Annotated in this window: 20 protein-coding genes; 17 read left to right on the top strand and 3 right to left on the bottom strand. The window is 65.4% G+C overall.

Going from position 1 to position 20852, the window contains the following annotated elements:
• The first annotated feature begins 17 nt into the window (after positions 1-17).
• On the top strand, positions 18-842 hold the full coding sequence (locus B0W80_RS12880; RefSeq protein ID WP_218668898.1) for an AraC family transcriptional regulator: 825 nt from the start codon (positions 18-20) through the stop codon (positions 840-842).
• Positions 843-852: 10 nt separating this feature from the next.
• Here the strand turns inward: B0W80_RS12880 and B0W80_RS12875 are convergent, their stop codons facing one another.
• On the bottom strand, positions 853-1722 hold the full coding sequence (locus B0W80_RS12875) for a LysR family transcriptional regulator (protein ID WP_306171858.1): 870 nt from the start codon (positions 1720-1722) through the stop codon (positions 853-855).
• Between the two features lie 161 nt (positions 1723-1883).
• On the opposite strand from B0W80_RS12875, the gene B0W80_RS12870 reads away from it, so the two are divergent.
• From B0W80_RS12870 to B0W80_RS12850, 5 genes are all read left to right on the top strand, one after another.
• Complete coding sequence (locus B0W80_RS12870; RefSeq protein ID WP_218668897.1) at positions 1884-2435, top strand: lipocalin-like domain-containing protein; 552 nt, start codon at positions 1884-1886, stop codon at positions 2433-2435.
• A 256-nt stretch (positions 2436-2691) separates the two neighbouring features.
• Positions 2692-3660, top strand: coding sequence for a tripartite tricarboxylate transporter substrate binding protein (locus B0W80_RS12865; protein WP_179106898.1), 969 nt, complete (start codon positions 2692-2694; stop codon positions 3658-3660).
• The gene (locus B0W80_RS12860) at positions 3657-4391 is read left to right on the top strand and encodes an SDR family NAD(P)-dependent oxidoreductase (RefSeq protein ID WP_076999538.1); all 735 of its coding nucleotides are present in this window, start codon (positions 3657-3659) and stop codon (positions 4389-4391) included. The genes B0W80_RS12865 and B0W80_RS12860 overlap by 4 nt, the downstream gene beginning before the upstream one ends.
• The gene (locus B0W80_RS12855; RefSeq protein ID WP_076999537.1) at positions 4388-5368 is read left to right on the top strand and encodes a LysR family transcriptional regulator; all 981 of its coding nucleotides are present in this window, start codon (positions 4388-4390) and stop codon (positions 5366-5368) included. The genes B0W80_RS12860 and B0W80_RS12855 overlap by 4 nt, the downstream gene beginning before the upstream one ends.
• A gap of 211 nt (positions 5369-5579) precedes the next feature.
• Positions 5580-6686: a serine hydrolase gene (locus B0W80_RS12850; protein WP_179106897.1), complete on the top strand. Its 1107-nt coding sequence runs from the start codon at positions 5580-5582 to the stop codon at positions 6684-6686.
• A gap of 61 nt (positions 6687-6747) precedes the next feature.
• On the opposite strand, the gene B0W80_RS12845 is transcribed toward B0W80_RS12850, so the two are convergent.
• Entirely contained in the window at positions 6748-7602 is an 855-nt protein-coding gene (locus B0W80_RS12845; protein ID WP_076999535.1) for an IclR family transcriptional regulator, read from the bottom strand.
• Positions 7603-7784: 182 nt separating this feature from the next.
• On the opposite strand from B0W80_RS12845, the gene B0W80_RS12840 reads away from it, so the two are divergent.
• Genes B0W80_RS12840 through B0W80_RS12810 form a run of 7 tightly spaced genes read left to right on the top strand, consistent with a single transcriptional unit; the run spans position 7785 to position 14356 of the window.
• Complete coding sequence (locus tag B0W80_RS12840) at positions 7785-9596, top strand: FAD-binding protein (RefSeq protein WP_083745363.1); 1812 nt, start codon at positions 7785-7787, stop codon at positions 9594-9596.
• Between the two features lies 1 nt (position 9597).
• Positions 9598-10317, top strand: a complete 720-nt coding sequence (locus B0W80_RS12835) for an EthD domain-containing protein (RefSeq protein ID WP_076999534.1) — start codon at positions 9598-9600, stop codon at positions 10315-10317.
• 26 nt (positions 10318-10343) lie between these two features.
• On the top strand, positions 10344-11315 hold the full coding sequence (locus B0W80_RS12830; protein WP_076999533.1) for a tripartite tricarboxylate transporter substrate binding protein: 972 nt from the start codon (positions 10344-10346) through the stop codon (positions 11313-11315).
• Positions 11316-11317: 2 nt separating this feature from the next.
• Positions 11318-11848, top strand: coding sequence for a nuclear transport factor 2 family protein (locus tag B0W80_RS12825; RefSeq protein WP_076999532.1), 531 nt, complete (start codon positions 11318-11320; stop codon positions 11846-11848).
• Positions 11832-12509 carry a DUF4286 family protein gene (locus B0W80_RS12820; protein ID WP_076999531.1) on the top strand — a complete coding sequence of 226 codons (678 nt, stop codon included), beginning with the start codon at positions 11832-11834 and terminating at the stop codon, positions 12507-12509. The genes B0W80_RS12825 and B0W80_RS12820 overlap by 17 nt, the downstream gene beginning before the upstream one ends.
• Positions 12499-13320, top strand: a complete 822-nt coding sequence (locus tag B0W80_RS12815; RefSeq protein ID WP_076999530.1) for an SDR family NAD(P)-dependent oxidoreductase — start codon at positions 12499-12501, stop codon at positions 13318-13320. The genes B0W80_RS12820 and B0W80_RS12815 overlap by 11 nt, the downstream gene beginning before the upstream one ends.
• Positions 13295-14356 (top strand): tripartite tricarboxylate transporter substrate binding protein, encoded by a 1062-nt coding sequence (locus B0W80_RS12810; RefSeq protein WP_218668896.1) that lies wholly within the window; start codon positions 13295-13297, stop codon positions 14354-14356. Before B0W80_RS12815 ends, B0W80_RS12810 begins: the two co-directional genes overlap by 26 nt.
• 315 nt (positions 14357-14671) lie before the next feature.
• Here B0W80_RS12810 and B0W80_RS12805 read toward each other — a convergent pair whose 3' ends face one another.
• Positions 14672-15412, bottom strand: a complete 741-nt coding sequence (locus B0W80_RS12805; protein WP_076999604.1) for a gamma-glutamylcyclotransferase — start codon at positions 15410-15412, stop codon at positions 14672-14674.
• Between the two features lie 437 nt (positions 15413-15849).
• On the opposite strand from B0W80_RS12805, the gene B0W80_RS12800 reads away from it, so the two are divergent.
• From B0W80_RS12800 to B0W80_RS12785, 4 genes are all read left to right on the top strand, one after another.
• Positions 15850-16755, top strand: a complete 906-nt coding sequence (locus B0W80_RS12800) for a LysR family transcriptional regulator (RefSeq protein ID WP_076999528.1) — start codon at positions 15850-15852, stop codon at positions 16753-16755.
• A 385-nt stretch (positions 16756-17140) separates the two neighbouring features.
• Entirely contained in the window at positions 17141-18076 is a 936-nt protein-coding gene (locus B0W80_RS12795; RefSeq protein ID WP_076999527.1) for a 3-keto-5-aminohexanoate cleavage protein, read from the top strand.
• A 10-nt stretch (positions 18077-18086) separates the two neighbouring features.
• Positions 18087-18563, top strand: coding sequence for a (2Fe-2S)-binding protein (locus B0W80_RS12790; RefSeq protein WP_076999526.1), 477 nt, complete (start codon positions 18087-18089; stop codon positions 18561-18563).
• A complete protein-coding gene (locus B0W80_RS12785; protein ID WP_076999525.1) occupies positions 18560-20725 on the top strand; it encodes a molybdopterin cofactor-binding domain-containing protein in 2166 nt (721 codons plus the stop codon). Before B0W80_RS12790 ends, B0W80_RS12785 begins: the two co-directional genes overlap by 4 nt.
• The last annotated feature ends 127 nt before the right edge of the window (positions 20726-20852 follow it).

Below are 20852 nucleotides of genomic sequence, written 5' to 3'. Positions count from 1 at the left end.
CGCCCGGCGCGGCGTGGATGGAAACGAACCTCGCCGGCCTGCGACTGCGTCGCGTGACCCACCGCGGTCCCTTCGACTGCGTGTTTCATGGGCCCCTGTGCGGGCTGGTGGTGCAGGGCGCCAAGGAGGTCGTCGTGGGCAGGCGCCGCCTGCTGCTGCGCCCTGGCGATGCCATGCTGGTCAGCCATCACCTTCCTGCAGTGACCCGGATCATCGAGGCCTCGGCGACGCGGCCCTACCTGGCGGCGATACTGCCTTTCGACCTGGAGTTGCTCGCCCAGCTGGCCACGCAGCTCGACTATCGCGCCGATGGTGCGCATGGCGAGAGCGCCATCGAGTCGCTGGTGGCCGGCCCCGCGTTGTGCGATGCATTCAAGAGACTGCTCGGGCTCGCGCAGACGCCGGTCGAGTCCGGCATCCTGGCGCCGCTCGTCTCGAAAGAGATCCATCTGAGGTTTCTGATCTCACCGCAAGGTGCGGTCTTGCGCACGCTTCTGTCGGGCGACAGCCGGGCCAGCCGCATCGGAAGAGCCATCGCCTTCATGCGGCAGGGTGGGGAGCGCGACTGTTCCATCGCTTCGCTTGCCGACATCGCCGGGCTCGGCGCATCGTCGTTTCACGCACACTTCAAGGCCGTCACCGGCATGACGCCCCTTGGATACCAGAAAGAGCTGAGGCTCATGCGTGCGCGCGAGCTGCTGTTGGACCCGCAGCACAGTGTCTCGTCGGTTGCGTTCTCGGTGGGTTATGAGAGTTCGACCCAGTTCTCGCGCGAGTACTCGCGCCGCTTCGGCGCATCGCCGCGTGAGCATCGGACTGCACCGGTGTCGACGGCCGCCTGACTGCCCGGCCTCAAGGAAGCCGCGCGCGCAAGACCTGGATGAATGCCTGCAGCGCCGACGGAATCTGCCGATGTCCCGGGTAGTAGAGAAACAACCCCGGCCCGGGCGGGCACCAATCCTCCAGGACGGGCACCAGGCGCCCACTTTGCAGGAACGGCGCGACGGCGGCTTTTGGCACGTAGGCGATCCCACGGTGCTCGAGGGCTGCTTCCACCATCAAGGCGATGCTGTTGAAGGTGAGCCGGCCAGGAACGTCGAGCGCGGTCTTCTCACCGCTGCGCTCGAACTCCCAGCGGTACAGCTTGCCGCTCGGCATGCGATGGCGGATGCAGGCCTGGCTCAGCAAGTCTTCCGGTGCCTTCGGACGTCGCACCCGCTTCAGGTAAGTCGGGGACGCGACCGTGAGGAATTGCATGCCCTCTCCGAACCGCACCGCAACCATGTCTTGCGGCACCGTCTCGCCCAGCCGCACGCCGGCATCGAAGCCGGCTTCGACGATGTCCACGAACCGGCCCTCGGTGACGAGGTCCACGTTGACTTCCGGAAAGCGATCCAGCACACAGGGAATCACATGGCGCGTCAGCATCAGGGCCGCCGTCTCGGGCGCGTTGATGCGCACCGTTCCGGCCGGCACATCCCGCGTCGCGGAGGCCTCCGCCAGCGCGGCCTCGACGTCCTCCAGCATCGGCGACAGGCGCGCGAGAAGGCGATCGCCGGCCTCGGTGAGGGCGACGCTGCGCGTCGTGCGGTTCAACAGGCGCACGCCGAGGTTGCTCTCCAGCGACCTCATGGCGTGGCTCAGGGACGACGGCGCCATGCCGAGTTCGTCGGCGGCCCGCCGAAAGCTGCGGCGGGTCGCCACCAGCACGAAGGCATTCAAGTCGTTGAAGGATGGACGGGGCATGTGCATGTCTCTCTGCAGCGGCGGACGGGTTCGGATTGATGGGGCATTTTCACCAGAACGTTCGATGCGGCCTCGTCAATGAACGGCGGCATGCGGCCTACGCTGGCGGCTATCCAACACTCCACTTCAGCAATCGCATGAAACATAAATGGCACATCGCCGGGTTCTCGTCCGGCATCGGTCGGCTGCTTGCCGAGATGACGCTCGCCGGCCTCGTCTTGGGGACGCTCGGAGCCTGCGCGACGGCGCAGTCGCCTCAGGCCGCTCCGAACAAGGTGGCCGGAACCTGGCGCATGGTGCGCGCCGTCGTCGATCCCGACGGCGCGGCGAAACCGGCCTATGGCACCCGTCCGCAAGGCATGCTGGTGTTTACCACCGACATGCACTACGTTGAAGTGCTGACCGACGGCAACGTGCCGCGATTCGCGTCCGGCGTCCGGGGCCAGGGGACCGACGAGGAGAACCGTCGCGCGATGAGCGGCAGCATCGGCATGTTCGGGCGCTACACCGTGGACAGGCAAGGCGACTTCTCGGGCAACGTGGTCGAGGGGGCGACGTTCCCGAATTGGATCGGCAACGTGCGGACCACGGCCGAGCTTCGTCTGCGGGTCGAGGGCAACCGGATGTTCGAGGAGTTCCGTCGGCCCGATGGCACACGCATCGCGATCGAGTTCGAGCGCGTGCGCTGACGGGCGCGCACACAGACCGCGTGTCCCGCAACGCATGTCGTTGACCACATCTCCAAGTCTTCATCAAGGTTGCAGCATGTGGACATCAGCCGCGGGGGATGGTCGTCTGGTGAGCCGGCCGGAAGAATCGACAAGGCTCGCAACGGTGCGAGCCACAGACCTCAAACTCCTTATGCATCACGACACGAGACACCCTGCACGAAGCCTGGGGCGCCGCGCACCCATCCACATGCGCCGGCGCGCAGGCTCACTGTTCTTGAGCCTGGCTGCGCTGGCTGCATCGGCTGCATTGGCTTCATGGAGCGGGAGCGCCAGCGCGGCAGGCACCGACGACTACCCCGCCCGGCCGATCCGCATGGTGGTGCCGGCGTCGGCCGGCAGCAGTGCCGACACCGCCGCACGCGCCTTCGCCCAGAAGCTGGCGGAAACGGTCGGCAAGCCCGTCGTCGTCGAGAACAAGGTCGGCGCCGGAGGGCGCATCGGAGCCGCCGAGGTCGCGCGCGCCACGCCGGACGGCTATACCTTGCTCTACGGCACGTCCATCACCCAGGCGCTTTATCCGGCGATCGGGCAGAACGTGAGCTACGACCCCCTCAAGGATTTCGAGGCCCTGGGCCAGACCTTCTGGTTCGCGACGGCGGTGGTCTGCAATGCGCAGGTGCCTTTCAACGATTTCAAGAGCATGGTCGCCTACGCCAAGAGCAAGCCGGGCCAGTTGACGTTCGCCAACTCCGGCAACGGAGGCGGAAACCATTTCAGCACCGAGTTGCTGGCGACCATGGCCGGCATCAAGATCCACCATGTGCCTTTCCGCGGCAACGCGCCCGGCATCCAGGCCGTGCTCGGACGTGTCGTCGACTGCACCCTTCAAACGGAGATCAAGCCATTCGTCGAGTCCGGGCAGTTGCGCGCCTTCGCGACCACGGGCAAGGAGCGCGATCCCCGGTTTTCCAACGTCCCGACGGTCGAGGAACTCGGCATTGCGGGCTATGTCAGCACCTGGTGGCATGCCGTGTATGCGCCAGCGGGCACGCCGCCGGCCGTGCGGCGCAAGCTCGAGAGTGCGGTGAAGCTGGTCGCACAGGACCCGGCGGTTGCTGCGCGCACCGCCGACATCGGCTTGCGCCCGCAATATCTGCCACCCGACCAAGTCACGCAGCGGACCCAGGCCGACATCGCGACCTTCAAGCGCATCGCGGCCGAGAGCCGGATCGAACTGGAATGAGTCCGCTGGCGACCGAACCGAAGAGGATCTTGATCACCGGCGCAGGCCGTGGGCTCGGTCGCGCGCTGGCGATCGAGGCTGCGCGACAGGGGCATGATGTGGCCATCAATTACCGCTTCGATACGGCAGCGGCGGAAGCGCTGGCTGCGCAGCTAAGCCTCGGCGGCGGCAAGGTCATCGCGCTCCAGGCCGACGTGACGGACGCGCGCCAGGTACAGGACATGGTCGACGCCATGGTCGCGCAATTCGGCGGGCTGGACTGTGTCGTCAACAACGCAGGCATCGGCTCGGTCGTCGATCTGGATGCGCTGGACGAAGCGACCTTCGAACATGTCCTGCGGTCGAACTTGACCAGCGCCTTCCTCGTGTCGCAGGCCGCATGGCCGCACATGAAGGCCGACGGTGGCCGTCTCGTCTTCGTCTCGTCGGGCGCTGCGCGCTCCGGCGGGCGCCTGTCGGCAGCCTATGCCGCGTCGAAGGCGGGGATGGAGGGCTTGATGCACTACTACGCGACATATCTGCGCGCTCATCGGATCACGGCGAATGCCATCGCACCGGCGATGGTCGAGAGCGACATGGTCCGGGGCATGGCGCCAGCCGACACCGGCAGCCTGCCGTTCGGGCGCCTCGGACGCGCCGCGGAACTGTGGCCTGCGCTGCGCATGATCCTCGACACCGAGTACCTGACGGGCCAGACGATCCACGTCGATGGCGGCCGATACATGACATGAAGGGCAGCCAGCAAGCCGCGCCGCCGCTTGGCACTGCGAACGAGGCGAGCCGGATCAACCTGCAGCTGCTGTCTTACCTGGTGATGTTGGTGTCCGAGGAGCACGTCACCCGGGCCGCCGACCGGATGGGCATTTCGCAGCCTGCCATGAGCACGGCGCTGGCGAGGTTGCGCAAGGTGTTCAAGGACCCGATCCTGGTCCGCACGACGTCGGGCATGCGGCCCACCGCGCGCGCGCTGCACCTGGCGGAGAAAGCCCGCGTCGCGCTGGAGTTGCTGGATCACGGAACCGAGGATGGCTCGTTCGACCCCGCCTTGGCCAGCGGCCACTTTCGGATCATGGCGACCGAGGGCGTGGCGTCCGTCGTGATGCCGGAGCTGCTGGCAACGGTGCGGCAAAGCGCCCGGAATCTCCGCTTCACGGTCATGTCAGGAGACATCCGGCGAGCCCCCGAATTCCTGCGTGACGGCCAGCTCGAGTTCTCGATGGGGTTCACGCAAAGCAAGACCGACGATCTGCACCAGATGCTGCTCTATCCGCAGCGCATCGTGTGCCTGGCCAGCCGGGCGCACCCGCAGATCCAGGGCCGCCTCTCGTTCGAACAGTTCATCGAGCAGGGCCACGTCGTCTGGGGGGCGGATCCAGTGCCGTTTCCGGCGATCGAGGCGCTGGTGGACGACGCGCTCGCGCTGCGGGGCGTGTCGAGGAACGTCGTCGCGCGCGTGGCCAACCTGTCGACGTCCGCTGCGCTCGTGGCCAGCTCGGATCTGCTGGCCATCGTGCCCCAGCGCATGGCGCTGGATGGCGTCGTGAGCAGGCGCTGCCAAGTGCTGCCCTTGCCGTTCTCCACACCTGCGTTCGACGTGCGCCTCATCTGGCATGCGCGTTGGCACCGCGACCGCACGCACATCTGGCTGCGTCAATTGTTCCGGCAGTGCGCCGCCTCGATCCGGTCGCGGTGCGTGGGACCGGAGTGATGCGCGTGCGCCATGCGAGCGATAACCCATCACGGATGTGAGCATCGCGAAGACGACATGGGCGCGAGCGTGGTGAACACCTAGAGTCGAGTCGACATGCAGCATCGTGGCGAGCATGGCTTAATCCAAAGGACGACGAATGAGCAGACTGGAAGCGACACCGAAGGAAATGGGGTTCGACGACGACAAGCTGGAATCGATGCTTGCGTCGGTGCAGCGCGAGATCGACGGCGGAATCTCGGATGGCTCCGTGCTGCTGCTCGCACGGCGAGGAAGAATCATCCTGCACCGTGCCATCGGCTTTGCCAACCGAAAGGAAGATCGCGCCTTGCGCACCGACGACGTCATCCCCGTGATGTCGCTGACCAAGCAATTGACAGCGGCGGCGGTCTTTCGCTTCATCGACCGGGGACAGCTGAGCCTCACCACGCGGATCGCCGAGGTCGTCCCCGAGTTCGCGCAGCACGGCAAAGGCGCGGTCACGATTCGGGACGCCCTGAGCCACCAGGCAGGACTGCCGATGCAGCACCCCGTGGAAGACTGGCGAGACGGCAACGAACGCTACGTCGCCAAGATCTGCGCGATGCATCCCGACATCGCGCCGGCAGGCGTCGTCAACTACCATGCCGGCGCGGCGCATGCAATCCTCGGGGAGGTCATACGCCGCGCCGACGGTGGGCAGCGCTCGTTGACGCGCATCTTGGCCGACGAGGTCTTCGCACCCACCGGAATGGCCGACACCGCATTGACGCTCGCGGGACGCGGCGATCTTGCGAAGCGCCTCGCGCCCATCAACATGCTGTTGGATTCCGAAGGCACCATCCCGCAGCGCGACATCGAGCAGATCTCCGAAATCTCGGCAACGACCGAGTTTCTGGCCGGTGGTGCGTCGTCCACTGCCCATGACATCTTCAGGTTCGCGGAGATGTTCCGCTGCGGCGGCGTCGTCGAAGGCCGTCAGGTCCTGTCGCCGGCCATCGTCGATGCGGCCATGACGATCCAGACCGGCGACAAGGTCAGCGGCCTCTACAAGGCCGCCGTCGAGTCGCAGGCGGAAACGCCGTTTCCCGCCAACATCGGCCTGTCGTTCTATCTCCGCGGCACGGGCGTTTTCCTGGCGAGCATGGGAACGCTCAGTTCACCGCGCACCTTCGGCGGCTCGGGCTTCGGTGGCCAGCTCTTCTGGGTCGACCCGGACCGGGACATCACCTTCGTTCATCTGGTGATTGGCTACCCGCAGCTGTACACGTCGCGCAAGCGCTCCCAGCGGCTGTCCGACCAGGTGATCTGCGCGCTGAAGCACCCCTCCGCGGAATAGCGAAGTTTGCGCCCGGCACGCCGGGAGCCTCGCGTACGGACCGCGATGGCTGAAAAAGCTTTCAGGTGCGAGTCCGCCGCGTCTTGCGTGCAGAAGCTGGCGGACTTTGCCTTGATGTGACCATTGGAGGAGCGGGCGATGGCACGGCATCGCCGACGCTGTCATCGGCCTCCATCGCGATCAACGCGTTGACCCGCGCAGCCGCTTCCATGATCTCGGCGCAGAGGTCCTCCTGCTTGGAAGCGCGCCATCTTTCATCGGTCAATGCGAACGTGATGCTGCCCAGGATCTTCTGGTCCGGGTCCAGGATCGGCGCCGAGACACCGACTGCCCCTTCAAAGAGTTCCGAATACGTGACCGAGTAGCCCTGCCGCGCGAGCGCAGCCATGTGCGCGCGAAACTCCGTCCAGTTCTGGCCCATGCCGCCTTCGCGAATTTCGTTGAGGTGATGGAGCGCGAGCGTGCGCAGCTGGTACTGCGACAAGTGCGCCAGGATGATCTTTGCCATCGCGCCCTGGAACAGGGACATGGGCAAGCCTCGCTCGTGATGCGAGGGAATGGCGGGGTCGGGCCATGCGATGTCGACGCACATGATGCTGTCGCGGTAGTAGCTGGCCAGGAGCATGTTGATCTCGAGCCGGTCGCTGAGCTCCCGCATGACCTTGCTGCCGGCCCGCAGGAGCGGATCGCTGATGCGGATGGCCCGGTCGAGCTCGATGATGCGCGGGCCGAGCATGTACACGCCGCCGCGCGCCGCCGCGAGCAATCCGGCCTCGCACAGCGTGGCCAGGTATCGGTATGCCGTGGCCTTGGAGGTGCCCAGCATGTCGACCACCTCATCGAGGTGGACGCTGATGCGCCCTTCCTTGAAGACGTCCAGGACGCTCAGTCCTTTTGCAAAGCTGCTGTCCAACATGTCGCGTGTTCTTGTTGCCGCGTGGAATTGTCGCATCGCGCGTTCGCTCCACTTCAAGGCGTGGCGGCGCGCGCGGCCGCGCTGATCGCTGTTTCGGGCATCAGGGTAACCACCACGATCGATGAGAAAACGTATTTCGCATAATATGCGAATCATGATTCATCGCATGATGTGATTTGAAGATGCCAAAGATCGCTCCAGAGCCCGAGACCGGCCACAACGGCGCAGCCGTGGAAATAGCTCTTTCCGGCGCGCCCTTCGACCTGATCATCCTGGGAGCCGGCGCTGGCGGCATGGCGACGGCGCTGGTGGCCGCGCTGGAAGGGTTGAAGCCGCTCGTCATCGAACGCACGGACCAGGTCGGGGGGACGGCAGCGACGTCTGCAGGAACGATCTGGATCCCCGGAAACCGGCAGAGCGCAGACGCCGGCTGGTACGACGACCCGAAGAACGCCGCGCGTTACCTCGACCAGCTGATTGGCGACGGGGACCGTGGCGGGCTGCGTACCGCCTATCTCGCCACGGGCCCTGTCATGGTCGACTACTTGCGGCAGAAGAGCGAGGTCCGCTTCAACCCCAGCGGAAAGCACCCCGACTACCACCACATGGATGGCGCGGCCGTCCATGGGCGGACGCTCTATCCCGAACGCTTCGACGGGCGGCGTCTGGGGCCGGACTTCTGGCGCGTGCGGCCGCCCATCCCCGAGTTCCTGATCTTCGGCGGGATGATGGCGGGCAAGGAAGACGTGCCACGCTTGATCCACAGGTTCCGGAGCATGGGCAACTTTCTCCATGCCGGGGGGCTGCTGCTGCGCTACCTCAAAGACCGGCTGACGTATTCGCGTGGGACCCGTCTGGTGATGGGCAACGCGCTGGTCGCACGGCTGTTCCACAGCCTCCGGCAGAACGGGGTTCCGGTGCTGTTCGAAGGCGAAGTGCAGGATCTCATCCGGCGCGACGACACGGTGGCGGGTGTGGTGGTCAGGGTGGCCGGAGAGCTGCGAAGAATCGAAGCACGTCACGGTGTGGTCGTGGCCACGGGCGGCTACGGGCACCACGCCGGCTTGCGGCAGGCGCTGATGCCGAACCCGACACCGATGCACACCATGGCCAGCCCGGGCAACACCGGTGGCGGCCTCGAACTCGGCATGCGCAACGGCGGTCAGGTCGATGCAAGAGCGAATGCGCCGGGAGGCTTCTGGGTGCCTGTGTCCGTGACGCGGCGCGCCGACGGAACGAGCGGCCTCTTTCCCCACCTGCTGCTCGACAGGGCGAAGCCGGGGCTGATCGCGGTCAACGGCAAGGGCGAGCGATTCGTGAATGAAGCCAGTTCGTATCACGACTTCGTGCAGGGGATGTATGCCTCGCACACCAGGACGAAGACAATCCCGGCCTACCTGCTCTGCGAGGCAGACTTCATCCGGAAGTACGGGCTCGGCCACATCCACCCGGGCACGCGGCGCCTGCAGCGCTTCAGTGATTCCGGATACATCGTCGTCGCGCCGAGCATCGAGGCGCTCGCGACCCAGCTGGGCATCGACGGGCAAGCCCTTCGTGCGACTGTCGAGCGGTACAACCGGCTGGCGCGCGAGGGCAAGGACTTCGACTTCGGAAAGGGCGATACCGAACTCAATCGATTCAACGGCGATCCGGAGGCGGCCAACCCGTGCCTCGCGCCCATCGAGAAAGGGCCCTTCGTCGCGCTGGAGGTGTGGCCGGCGGAGATCGCCACCTCGGCCGGTCTCAGGACGGATGCCGATGCACGCGTGCTCGACGCGCAGGAAAAGCCTGTCGACGGCCTGTACGCAGTGGGAAACGACATGGCGTCCGTGATGGCCGGGACCTACCCGGGACCGGGCACGACGCTCGGGCCGGCGCTCACGTTCGGCTTCAGGGCTGCGATGCATGCGGCCGCGCGAGCCAAGGCTGTCGTGCCGGAGCCACCCTCCGCGATGAGCTTGCCGACCATCGAAGCGGCGCGTCTCGCCGCATGACATGAAGGCGAACGACGTGGACGAGATCACGAAATTCTCCCTGCTCAAGCGTCGGAGCGACCTGAGCTGGGCGCGCTTTGCCGAGCACTGGCACGGCACGCATGCGCGGGTGCTGCAGCGCGCCGGTCATGCCGAATACAACGCCGACTACGTGCAGAACCATTTTTCGCATCCAGCCGGGTCGGCCGACCGGCGGCACTTCGACGGCGCGGCGCAGATGCGCCAGCGCCCGGACAGCAGGGTGACGGCCGGCTTCCAGGAGGATTCACGTTACCTCGAGCAGGTGCGGCCCGACGAGGCATTGTTTCTCGACGTCGCCGCGTCCGTGGTCCTGTTCACGAAGTCGACCCATCACGTGGGTCCGACCCGCGACGGGTGCAAGCTGATGATCTTCGGCCGGTGGCATCCCGACCTCGGGCCGGTGGCCGGCGAGGCAATGCTCCGAGATTGGATGCGGCGGCTGCTCGCGCAAGGGCCCGCGGGCGCGCTCACGTCGCTCACGCACCACGTCGTGCTCGAAGGCGCGACGCGCGGCCTGGCAACGACGGCCTTCGACGACGTGAACCGGCCGGCCGAACACTTCGATGTCGTCGTGGAGATGAGGTCGGCGCTGGCCCGGGATCGCATGACGCTGCACGACGCACTCCTGGCCGACTGGCCCGCGGCCATCGATCGGGACGCAGCGTTCCTGACCTTCTCCGACGAAAAACGCATCTACTGACAAATGCCCGCCAACGAGGAGACAACATGAAGCGACGAATACTCCTGACCCTCTGCGCCTTGCTGGGCGCGCTCGCTGCGCCGGCCCACGGCGACAGCTTTCCGAGCAAGCCGATCCGGCTCGTCGTGCCCTTCAACCCGGGCGGCTCCGTCGATGCGCTGGCGCGCAAGCTCGCGCCGGGCCTGGGCACGAGACTCGGCGCGTCGGTGCTCGTGGAGAACAAGGCCGGTGGCAACACGGTCATCGCTTCGCAGTACGTGGCGAACGCCAGCCCGGACGGCTACACCTTGTACGTGACGCTGAGCGCGCCTTACTCGATCCTTCCGTCCCTCTACAAGCGGCCGCTCCCTTACGACCCGAAGACCGGCTTCACGCACATCGGCATTGCAGCGGAGATCATCTACGGCCTCGCGGTCAGCAGCGAGACGAAGATCGGCACCGTCCGGGAATACGTCGACTTCGCCAAGAAGAACCCCGGCCGCCTGACCTACGGCTCCACGGGCCCGGGGCAGGCGTTGACGCTCAGCATGGAACTGTTGAAGGCTAAGCTCGAGATCGACACCCTGCACGTTCCCTTCACGGGGCAGGCGCCGGTGGCGGCGGCGATGCTGGGAGGCCAGGTGGATTCGGCCATGATGGATGTCGGACTTTCCGAGCAGCACATCAAGACCGGCAAGATGCGGATGCTGGCGCTGGCCAGCAATGCGCGCAGCCCGCTTCTGCCCGATGTGCCGACGCTGCGGGAGGCTGGCGTCGCGCTCGACATCCCTCCGCTGTGGATCGGCCTGGTCGGGCCCAAGGGGATTCCCCAGCCGATCGTCGAGCGCCTGAACGACGCGCTCGACAAGGAAATGCGCACGCCGCAGATGCTGACGTGGCTCACGGGCGCGGCCCTCGCACCCATGACGAGCACGCCGAAGCAGATGAGCGAGCGAATCGCGTCGGAAACGCAGGTGTGGTCAGGCGTCATCCGGCAACTGGGCGTGTCGCTGGATTGACCATGGACGCACAACTTCGAGTCACCACGGACCGCCAGGCGATTGCCGAAGTCCTTGCGGCCTACTGCCAACGCCTCGACGAATACGACATCGACGCGGTCGGCCAGATCTTCGCCGAGGACGGTGTCATGGACCAAGGCCCCGGCAGGGGAGGACCGATCCGGGGTCGTGCCCGCATCGTTGCCGGCATGAAAGAGCGGCAGGCCCGCTTTCGTCGCACGGCGCACCACTTGGGGCAAAGCAGCATTCGCGTCGACGGCTCCGTGGCTCGCGCCCTCACCTACGTGACGGCGTGGCATCAGACATGGGACATGCAGAAGCAGACTGCTTACCTGAGATACGTGGACTCGCTGGTCCGGTCGCCCGACGGCAGTTGGCAGATCGTGCACCGGGTCTCGCAAGCCATGGGTGTCGACGGCTTCGATGAAGCCCAATGGAATTGGGTGGATCGCCACGCGCCTTCGGACGCGTCCGTGCGCATGCCCCGCTGCGAAGAACGAATCCAAGGAGAAAACGATGCTGGCGGCCACTGAAGGGGCGATGCTGATCTGGAACAACATCGATCCCTCGGCCGAGGGCGAGTTCAACGACTGGTACAACCGGCAGCATCTCTTCGAGCGCTCCTGCATTCAGGGCGTGCTGAGAGCTCGACGCTTCCGAATGCTCGAAGGAACTCGACGCTACTTCGTGACCTACGAAGCGCGAAGCGCCGCCGTCTTCGGGCAGGAGGAGTACCTGCACTCGGTGAACAACCCGCTAGCGCGCACTCAGGCCATCGTCGGTCGCTTCTCCGACACGGTCAGAACCATCCATACGGTCGTCGAACGTCATGGCGACGATGGCGGCTTCGTCGCGACGCTGCGCATCAATGCGGGCGCAGCGGAGCGCGAAGCATGTGGGCGCGCGATCCGAGACCTCTCTGCAAAGCGACTCGCGCTACGACCAAACCTGGTCGGCGCGACCGTCTTCGAGGAGGATGCCTCGGTCTCGTCTCTTCCCAATACCGAGAAGGACATCCGTGCGTCACGCGACGAACGGTGCGACTGGGTCATCTTCCTGGAAGCGATCGATGCTTCGGCGCTGGGCGGCGTTGCTTTGGAACTGGCTGAACAGCTTCCGCCACCGGTTCACGTCGAGATCGGCATCTACCAGCACATCGTGACCAAGTACCACGGGAGCAGCCGTGACTTTTGATCGCGCGCATCCGGAGACGCCGGCTGCGCCGTCCGATGAGAGGGCGTCGGGCAGCACGTTCCGCCTCGACGGCAAGACCGCGCTCATCTCGGGAGCGGCCCGGGGCATCGGCTGGGGAATCGCCGAAGCGCTGGCGCGCGCGGGCGCCCACGTCATCCTCAACGACATCGACGCGGCCGCCCTGGCGGAACGATCTCGCGACCTGAGTGCCCGGGGCCTGTCGCACTCGTTGGCGGCTTTCGACGTCAGTTGCGAGGAGGCGGTGGTGGCCGCCGTTCAACAGGCGGTGGAGACGGTCGGAGCGGTCGACGTGCTGGTCAACAACGCCGGTCTGCAGAATCGCAAGGGCTTCCTCGAGCTCAGCTACGCCGAATGGCGGCGAATGCTCAGCGTTCATCTCGACGGCGCGTATCACCTCACGCGCGCCGTTGCGCCACACATGGTGGCACGCAAGCACGGGCGGATCATCATGATCGGGTCGATCGCCACGCAGAGCGTCAAGGTGCCTTCGACACCCTACGTCGCGGCCAAGGGAGCCCTCACGGCCCTGACGCGCGCGCTCGCCTTCGAACTGGGTCCGAGCGGCGTGACGTGCAACACCATCTCCCCGGGGATGACGCAGACCGAATTGACGCGCGCCCTCCAGGACGACCCTGCGTACGAGAAATTCATCCGTGAACGCGTGCCCTTGCAGCGCTGGGGCACGCCGGCCGACATCGCCCCGGCGGCCGTCTACCTGGCGTCCGACGCGGGCGCTTTCGTGAACGGCGCCAATCTGGTCATCGATGGCGGCGTTCTCGCGATGCTTTGAGGCCGCAGGCGCGGTTAGATTTTCTTTCGATTCAACAGGAGACAACAGCATGACTATCCAACGACGGAGCGCCATCAAATGGGGCGCCGGCCTGCTTTCGATCGGCTTGTCGCCCGCGTTGCTGGCGCAGCCGGCGGCACCCACGGGTGCGGTGACCATCGTGATCCCCTATCAGGTCGGCGGGGCGGTGGACTTCTTCACGCGGACCATCACCGAGAAGATGGGCGAGAAACTCGGGCAACCGGTGATCGCAGAGAACAAGCCTGGCGCCACCACGTCGATTGCCGCGCTCGATGTCGCGCGCGCCAAGCCGGACGGCAGCCGGCTTCTGATGGGCGACCTGTCGACCTTCGCGACCAACGCGAGCCTTTACAAGAAGCTGAGCTACGACGCGTCTCGCGACTTTGCGCCGGTCTCGCTCACGGGTCGCTTTCCGTTCCTGCTCGTCGTCAATCCCAACGTGCTGCCGTACGCCACGGTGGGCGAACTCGTGGCCGCGGCAAAGAAGGCGCCCGGCACCATCAGCTATGCGAGTTCGGGCAACGGCAATGCCTTGCACCTCACTGCCGCGATGTTCGAGAGGACGGCCGGCGTCCAACTCGTGCACGTTCCGTACAAGGGCACGGGCGCGGCGCTGCCCGATCTCCTGGGTGGACAGATCGGCATGGCTTTCATGGACTATGCGAGCGCGCGGGGTCATCTGGCATCCGGAAAACTGAGGGCGTTGGGCGTCACCTCACTGAAGCCCATTGCGGCATTGCCGACCGTGGCGCCGATCGCGAACACGTACCCTGGCTTCGAGGTCTTCTACTGGCAAGGCCTGGTCGCACCACGCGCGACGCCGGCCGCCACCGTGGCTCGACTGCGGGAGGCCTACTTCGCGGCCGTGTCCGATGCTTCGGTTCGCAAGAAGATCGAGGAGGCGGGCATCGAGCCGCTGCAGTCGACCGGACCCGAGATGGAAGCCTTCATGCGCTCCGAAAGCGAGCGCTGGGGCAAGGTAATTCAGGACGCAAGAATTGAACTGGATCCTTGAAAGCTGTACATGCTTACCGTGGAGCACGTCGCGGCTTTCGAACGCGCGCCGTGGCTAGGAGCCTGCAACTCGTCGTAATCCTGCAGTGATGAATATGCGAAAACCCATCGATCGAAGACTTTTCCGCAATTCGAAGCGGCGGTAGTACTCCGAGCGATGACGAGCGAGGAACGGCCTGGCCCGATCTTGCCTTTGTGCGCAGGTGGGTTTGCAGCGTCGGTGGAACTAAAAAACTTGAGCAAGATCAGTGCTGGAGCCCTTTGCGTAGTACCTGGAGAGCAGATCGGCGGATGAGCGCGCTGCGTAGCCATGCCACTAAGCCGGAGCCGCAAGGCGTTCAACTTCACGTGAAGCCATCACCAGGGACGTGAGACGCTCAACCTTGGAGTCGTAGATACCGTTGACATGCAAACTTTCGCATGTTCGGAAAAGGTAGTCAGCCGAGCTTCCCAGGCCGCCAGCAGCCGTCGCCAGTCTGAACACCGTAGTGGGTTCGTCGATATCGCCTACGTAGTGCGGATGATCGGAATCAATGGTGAACGCGATCGCCCAACCGAAGGCGTCGCCTTCTTCATCCTTCAGTTCGACCCAACGCGGCACATATGCGCCGCACACCATTTCTCTTTGCCATAGCAAACGCAGCTCTTCTTGAACATCCTCTTCCGCGAGCCGATAGGCTGCGCCGTGACATGCGCCGCCGCGGTCTAAAGCCAACATCAGGCCAGGACGATCAACCGTAGCCCGCAGCGCGGTGATCGAAAGGCAAAAGGATCTGTGCCAACCGTCGACCCTGGCGACCCGCCGCTCAGCCGAAGCGATTGCTGAATTCCAGATCAGCGATCCATAGCCAAAAACCCACACATCACCCGGTGGTCGAACCGACATCGTCTCCCGGAGCGATGCCATCCGATCGGCTTCCGAAAGAAGCTTCAGGTCCGGGGAATCTATCGCAACCAATGCCTCTATGTTGGCCTTCTCCAACAATCGCCGAGTCAGAACTGGCGATGTCCTGTGTCTTTCACTGCGTACGGCGCGTTGTGGCGAAGCAAAGCTCATGCTCATGTTTTCCTCAATGTCGTTCTGTTGCGTGCCCGGATCGGCTTGCGCTGGGTCAACACTTTGCCCATGACCCTTCTGGACGCAACTCCGATTCTTGCGTTCGAATTGGCTGTGCCCCTCATGAGCCGCTCGCTGAAGGCGGGGCATGATCGAAGGCGAGCGACGCATCGCGTTACTTGGCGTACCGCGTTACGTTGCGTGCAAACTGCGGCGCGATGCAGCGGTATGGGTGCGGCGTTGGAGCCAGCGCCATGGGCATCCGATCGCCTCAATACGCTGCTGGCGGAGGCGCTGCAACGCCACGGTGACGGCAAGATCATCCAGATCGGCCGAGATGCGTTTGGCCAGCTGATGTGCACGGTGTCGAGCGCCGGCTTGACCAGCCGCAGTCCACGATGTGTAGAGTTGGTTGATTGCCATATCGCACCCATCGCATGCGTGGAAACGAATACTTCGAACTGTGCGCATTTGTCGCCGTCCTCGAGCAGGGCAGCTTTCACCGCGCCGCCCAGCAGTTGCGCCTGAGTCCTTCTGCGCTCAGCCAAGTCATACGAATGCTCGAGAAGCGTGTGAACGCGCGCCTGCTCAACCGCACCACGCGCAGCCTGTCCGCCACCGACGCGGGTGCGCGATTGCTGGCACGCATTAAGCCGGCCTTCGTCGAGATCGACACAGCCATGGCCAATGCCGGCAGCATGGGCGGCTCGCCTAAAGGTACGCTGCGTCTTCACGCGCCGCGGCTGGCCGCGCGGGTCTTTCTAGAGCCAATGTTCGGCAGGTTTCAACAGACGTACCCGGACATCGTGCTCGACATCACCGTGGACGATGCGCCCGTGAACATCGTGGAGCGGGGCTTCGACCTAGGCATGCGACTCACGGAAGAGTTGGACAACGACGTCGTCGCGATCCCCGTCGGTCTGCCCATGCGCTACGTTGCCGTCGCTACGCCGGGTTATGTCGCGGCATGCGGCGCACCCGACAAACCCACGGACCTGCTGATGCACCGGTGTATCAACTGGCGCCCGCATGGCAGCGGTGGCGCGAGCCGATGGGAGTTCCGCAAAGGCCGCCGCAGCCACTCGGTCGCCGTCGAGGGTCCGCTGGTCGTGTCGGAGCGCAATCTCGCGCTGTCTGCTTCGCTACAAGGTGTTGGCATAGCGCTGGTCGCCGAGCAGCTGGCCGCGCCTTTCATCACCGCTGGCTCGCTCGTCATTCTGTTGGATGAGTGGTCTCCCCCTCGGTCGCGCTGGAACATCTACTACCACAAACAGCGCCATACGCCCGCGACGGTGCGGAGCTTCGTCGACTTTGCGAAATCTGTAGAGAAATCGACAGAATGAATTTTGATTCTGTCGCATTGTCTTTGAAACCCAGCGCTTGAATAATTGCTGGCAAAGGAGACAGATGCCATGGAACTCACGCCGGAATGCAACCGTGCTGCGCGCGTTGGCAAAGTGCCTGCAGACTGGCTCGGCCTAAAACCGCGGCCGCGAGACCCTGATCGACGCCTCGCCACCGGGCATGGCGCCGTTGCAGGTGGTCGGCGCCCGGCATCAGGCCTTTGCGACACGGCCTGGCTTGGCGCTTGACGCGCCCCCAGCCGCTCGCCATCACCCACTGAACATACGGGCCGGTCGCGGCGGCTATCGGCCGCCATCGGCTGCCGTCGTGTCCGCGCGGCAACCGCTTTCAGCCATCTTCATTCCCAGATCTTCGGAACAATCCATGATTGCCAACGCTCGCAAAGTCATCGTCACCTGTGCCGTGACGGGCTCGATCCACACGCCCAGCATGTCGCCGCACTTGCCTGTGACTCCCGGGCAGATCGCCAAGGAATCCATCGCTGCCGCGCAAGCCGGAGCAAGCATCGTGCATTTGCACGCCCGCCATCCCGAATCGGGCCTGCCGGCTCAAGATCCCACGCTGTTCCGGGAGTTTCTGCCCTCCATCCGAAGCGCCTGCGACGTCGTCGTCAACCTGACCACCGGCGGGTCGACCAGCATGACGGTCGAAGAACGGCTTCAACCGGCCCTTCAGCTCAAGCCCGAACTCGCGTCGCTCAACATGGGCTCGATGAACTTCGGCCTATACCCGATGCTGGGGCGCTTCAAGGAATTTCGGCACGACTGGGAACGGCCTTACCTCGAGAACTCCGCCGGCACGGTGTTCAAGAACACGTTCCGCGACATCCAGTACATCCTGGAGTCCTGCGCCGACCACGGCACTCGATTCGAGATCGAGTGCTACGACATCGGCCACCTCTATACCGCCGCGCATTTCCAGGATCGAGGCCTCCTCAAGGGTCCGCTGCTGATCCAGTCGGTGTTCGGGCTGCTGGGGGGAATCGGCGCCCATTCGGAGGACGTCTCACACATGAAGCGCACGGCGGACCGGCTCTTCGGCGACGACTACGTGTGGTCCGTACTCGGTGCCGGGCGCGCCCAGATGCCCGTCGCCACAATGGCCTTGTCCATGGGCGGCAACGTGCGCGTGGGCCTGGAAGACTCCCTTTGGGACGGCCCGGGGCAACTGGCGCGAAGCAACGCGGACCATGTACGGCGCATCCGAGGCATCTTGGAAGGCTTGTCGCTGAGCATCGCCACGCCGGAGGAAGCTCGCAGCATGCTGGCGCTCAAGGGCGCCGACCTCGTGGCGTTCTGAGCGCGGCGCCATGCAGTTGCACGTGAACGGGCAGGCACATGAGCTGCCAGACGAGCCGGGCGCTAAGGCGGTCTATGCACTTCGCAACGATCTGAGGCTACACGACGTGCGCCTGGGCTGTGCAGAGGGACACTGCGGTGCCTGTACGGTTCTGGTCGACGGCAAGCCGACGACGACCTGCGACCTACCGCTAGTGGCCTTGGACGGGACCCGCGTGACCACGCTGCAAGGTCTTGGATCGCCGGATCGTCCCCACGTGCTTCAGCGAGCCTTCCTCGAGCTGCAAGCGGGACAGTGCGGCTACTGCTTGAGCGGCATTCTCATGACGGCGGCGGCGCTCATTGCGCAGCCACGGCCCTCATCCGAGGTGCAGGTGCGCGCAGCGCTGGACCGCCATCTGTGCCGATGCGGCACGCATGGGCGCATCGTCCAGGCCGTGATGCGTGCGCAGGATGACTTGCAGGCGCAGCGCGAGGCGGTTGCATGAACGCGCTGGCGAGAGGCTTCTCGTCGGGCAGCCTTCCTGCCAACCCGCAGCTGAAGCAGTGGCTGTCCTTCGACCGGGAGGGCTTGGTCACGCTGAAGGTCGGGAAGGTCGAGATCGGCCAAGGCATCACCACAGCGCTTCAGCAGATCGCCGCAGACGAATTGGACCTGCGCATCGATCAAGTGCACATGGCTTCCGTCAGCACCGACGACAGCCCGGACGAGGGCGTGACTTCCGGCAGTTACTCGGTCCAGCATTCGGGCGCTGCGGTCCGCCAAGCCTGCGCGACCTTGCGCGCGTTGGCGGTGGCAGCGTTTTGCGAGCGCTTCGGAGAGGAGGCACAGTCCGTGCGTGTCCAGGAAGGGCGCGTGCACAGCACCGCCTCCGTCCATCACAGCAGCTACTGGGAGCTCGATATGCACCCGCTGCTGGAACAGGCCGTGTCTGCCGACGCCACTCCTAAGCAACACGCACAGCTCACGCTGGTGGGCCGCTCGGTGCCGCGCACAGACCTCGCGCGCAAGGTGTTCGGACAGCCAGCCTTCATCCATGACCTTGTCCTCCCGCAGATGCTGCACGGACGCGTGGTGCGCGTGCCCAATCCCGCCGCCCGCCTGCGCTCGGTCGACGAGGAATCTTTTCGTTCCGCTTGGCCCGGCGTGATGCTCGTGCGCGACGGCTCTTTCCTGGCAGTTCTGGCCGAACGCGAGGAGACGGCGGTCCGGGCGGCAGCCAGGCTCGCTGTGCTCGCGCAGTGGGAACTGCCAGCATCGCTTCCCGATGCTGCCGCACTGCCGGGCTTTCTTCGCCAAACGCCTTCGGAGGCGCGCACGGTCGCGAAGTTGGGTCCCGTCCATGACGCCCTGGACGGACGCGCTGGCGCCCGGGTCTTCGAAGCGGGCTACCTCCGACCCTTCCTCGCGCACGCGTCCATCGGCCCGTCTTGCGCACTCGCCCACTGGACCGATGACTGCCTGGAGGTGTGGACCCACAGCCAGGGCATCTTCAACGTCAGGGCCGAACTCGCGGTGTTCGTGCAGCGCGAGTTCGCCGGCCGTGCGCTGCCAAGGATCGTCGTGCACCACGCAGAGGGCTCAGGTTGCTACGGCCACAATCCCGCGGACGACGTGGCCTTCGATGCCGTCCTGCTCGCCCGCGCCGCGCGCGGTCGACCCGTTCGCGTCCTCTGGACGCGTGCCGATGAACTCGGCTGCGGCCCCTTCGGTCCGGCCCACCTGGTGGAACTGCGAGCCGTGGTGTCGCCCGCTGGCGCGCTGCTCGCGCTCGATCAAACGATATGGTCCAACGGCTACACCGCGCGTCCAGGCCGTGCCGCACCAGGCACGCTGTCCTTCCTGGCCGCCTCGGCGCTCGAAGATGGCTTCGCAGCGCCCGTGTCGCTGGACCCGCCCGCATCCGTCGGCGGCGGTGCAGACCGAAACGCCGTGCCGCTGTACGACATCGGACGTGTGAACGTCACGGCGCACCGGCTATTGGAGATGCCTCTGCGCACCTCGGCCATCCGCGCGCTGGGTGGCTACACCAACATCTTCGCGCTCGAATCTTTCCTGGACGAAATTGCAGCGGACACCGGCCAGGATCCGATCGCGCTGCGCTTGAACCACCTGAACGATCCGCGTGCCCACGAGGTGATCCGACGTGCCGTCGGTGCGGCGCCCTGGTGGAGCGGCGAGCGCGAGGAGGGCGTGGGGCACGGCTTTGCCTACGCCCGATACAAAAACACCGGGGCGTGGTGCGCGGTCGCGCTGCGCATCCGGGCGGCGGAGACCATCCAGGTGCTCGATGTGTCTGCGGCCGTGGATGTGGGCCTCGTCGTCAACCCTGACGGCGTACGCAACCAGATCGAGGGCGGCGTGGTCCAAAGCTGCAGCTGGACGCTCAAGGAGGCCGTCCGTTTCTCGCGCACCGAGGTGACCACCCGCAGCTGGGGGGACTACTCCATTCTTGGCTTCTCCGATGCACCGCGCGTCGAAGTGGCCCTGGTGGAAAGACCGTCCGAACCTTCTGTCGGTGCGGGTGAGGCCGCCCAGGGCCCCACCGCAGCGGCCATCGGAAACGCCGTGGCGCACGCGTTGGGCGTGCGCATCCGCGAATTGCCCATCACATTCGAGCGCGTGCTGAGCGCGCTTGCCAGCGATTGATTCCAAGGAAACAAGCATGATCAAGACCCTGGCCGCGTTCGCGCTGGCCACCACTTTCTTACTGGCGGGCGGCGGCACCGCGCTCGCTGCGGATTACCCTCTGCGTCCCGTGCGGCTGATCCTGCCG

Source organism: Variovorax sp. KK3 (assembly GCF_001984055.1).
Taxonomy (GTDB): Bacteria; Pseudomonadota; Gammaproteobacteria; order Burkholderiales; family Burkholderiaceae_C; genus Variovorax.
This window is presented reverse-complemented; position numbering and strand designations above follow the sequence as displayed.

Bases quoted from the DNA above. Each gene is read 5' to 3' on its own strand.
- B0W80_RS12805 (WP_076999604.1), bottom strand. From the start codon at position 15,412: ATGAGCTTTGCTTCGCCACAACGCGCCGTACGCAGTGAAAGACACAGG.
- B0W80_RS12855 (WP_076999537.1), top strand. From the start codon at position 4,388: ATGAAGGGCAGCCAGCAAGCCGCGCCGCCGCTTGGCACTGCGAACGAG.
- B0W80_RS12840 (WP_083745363.1), top strand. From the start codon at position 7,785: ATGCCAAAGATCGCTCCAGAGCCCGAGACCGGCCACAACGGCGCAGCC.
- B0W80_RS12825 (WP_076999532.1), top strand. From the start codon at position 11,318: ATGGACGCACAACTTCGAGTCACCACGGACCGCCAGGCGATTGCCGAA.
- B0W80_RS12810 (WP_218668896.1), top strand. From the start codon at position 13,295: ATGGCGGCGTTCTCGCGATGCTTTGAGGCCGCAGGCGCGGTTAGATTT.
- B0W80_RS12830 (WP_076999533.1), top strand. From the start codon at position 10,344: ATGAAGCGACGAATACTCCTGACCCTCTGCGCCTTGCTGGGCGCGCTC.
- B0W80_RS12820 (WP_076999531.1), top strand. From the start codon at position 11,832: ATGCTGGCGGCCACTGAAGGGGCGATGCTGATCTGGAACAACATCGAT.
- B0W80_RS12800 (WP_076999528.1), top strand. From the start codon at position 15,850: ATGCGTGGAAACGAATACTTCGAACTGTGCGCATTTGTCGCCGTCCTC.
- B0W80_RS12790 (WP_076999526.1), top strand. From the start codon at position 18,087: ATGCAGTTGCACGTGAACGGGCAGGCACATGAGCTGCCAGACGAGCCG.
- B0W80_RS12845 (WP_076999535.1), bottom strand. From the start codon at position 7,602: ATGTTGGACAGCAGCTTTGCAAAAGGACTGAGCGTCCTGGACGTCTTC.
- B0W80_RS12870 (WP_218668897.1), top strand. From the start codon at position 1,884: ATGAAACATAAATGGCACATCGCCGGGTTCTCGTCCGGCATCGGTCGG.
- B0W80_RS12835 (WP_076999534.1), top strand. From the start codon at position 9,598: ATGAAGGCGAACGACGTGGACGAGATCACGAAATTCTCCCTGCTCAAG.
- B0W80_RS12860 (WP_076999538.1), top strand. From the start codon at position 3,657: ATGAGTCCGCTGGCGACCGAACCGAAGAGGATCTTGATCACCGGCGCA.
- B0W80_RS12880 (WP_218668898.1), top strand. From the start codon at position 18: ATGGAAACGAACCTCGCCGGCCTGCGACTGCGTCGCGTGACCCACCGC.
- B0W80_RS12785 (WP_076999525.1), top strand. From the start codon at position 18,560: ATGAACGCGCTGGCGAGAGGCTTCTCGTCGGGCAGCCTTCCTGCCAAC.
- B0W80_RS12795 (WP_076999527.1), top strand. From the start codon at position 17,141: ATGATTGCCAACGCTCGCAAAGTCATCGTCACCTGTGCCGTGACGGGC.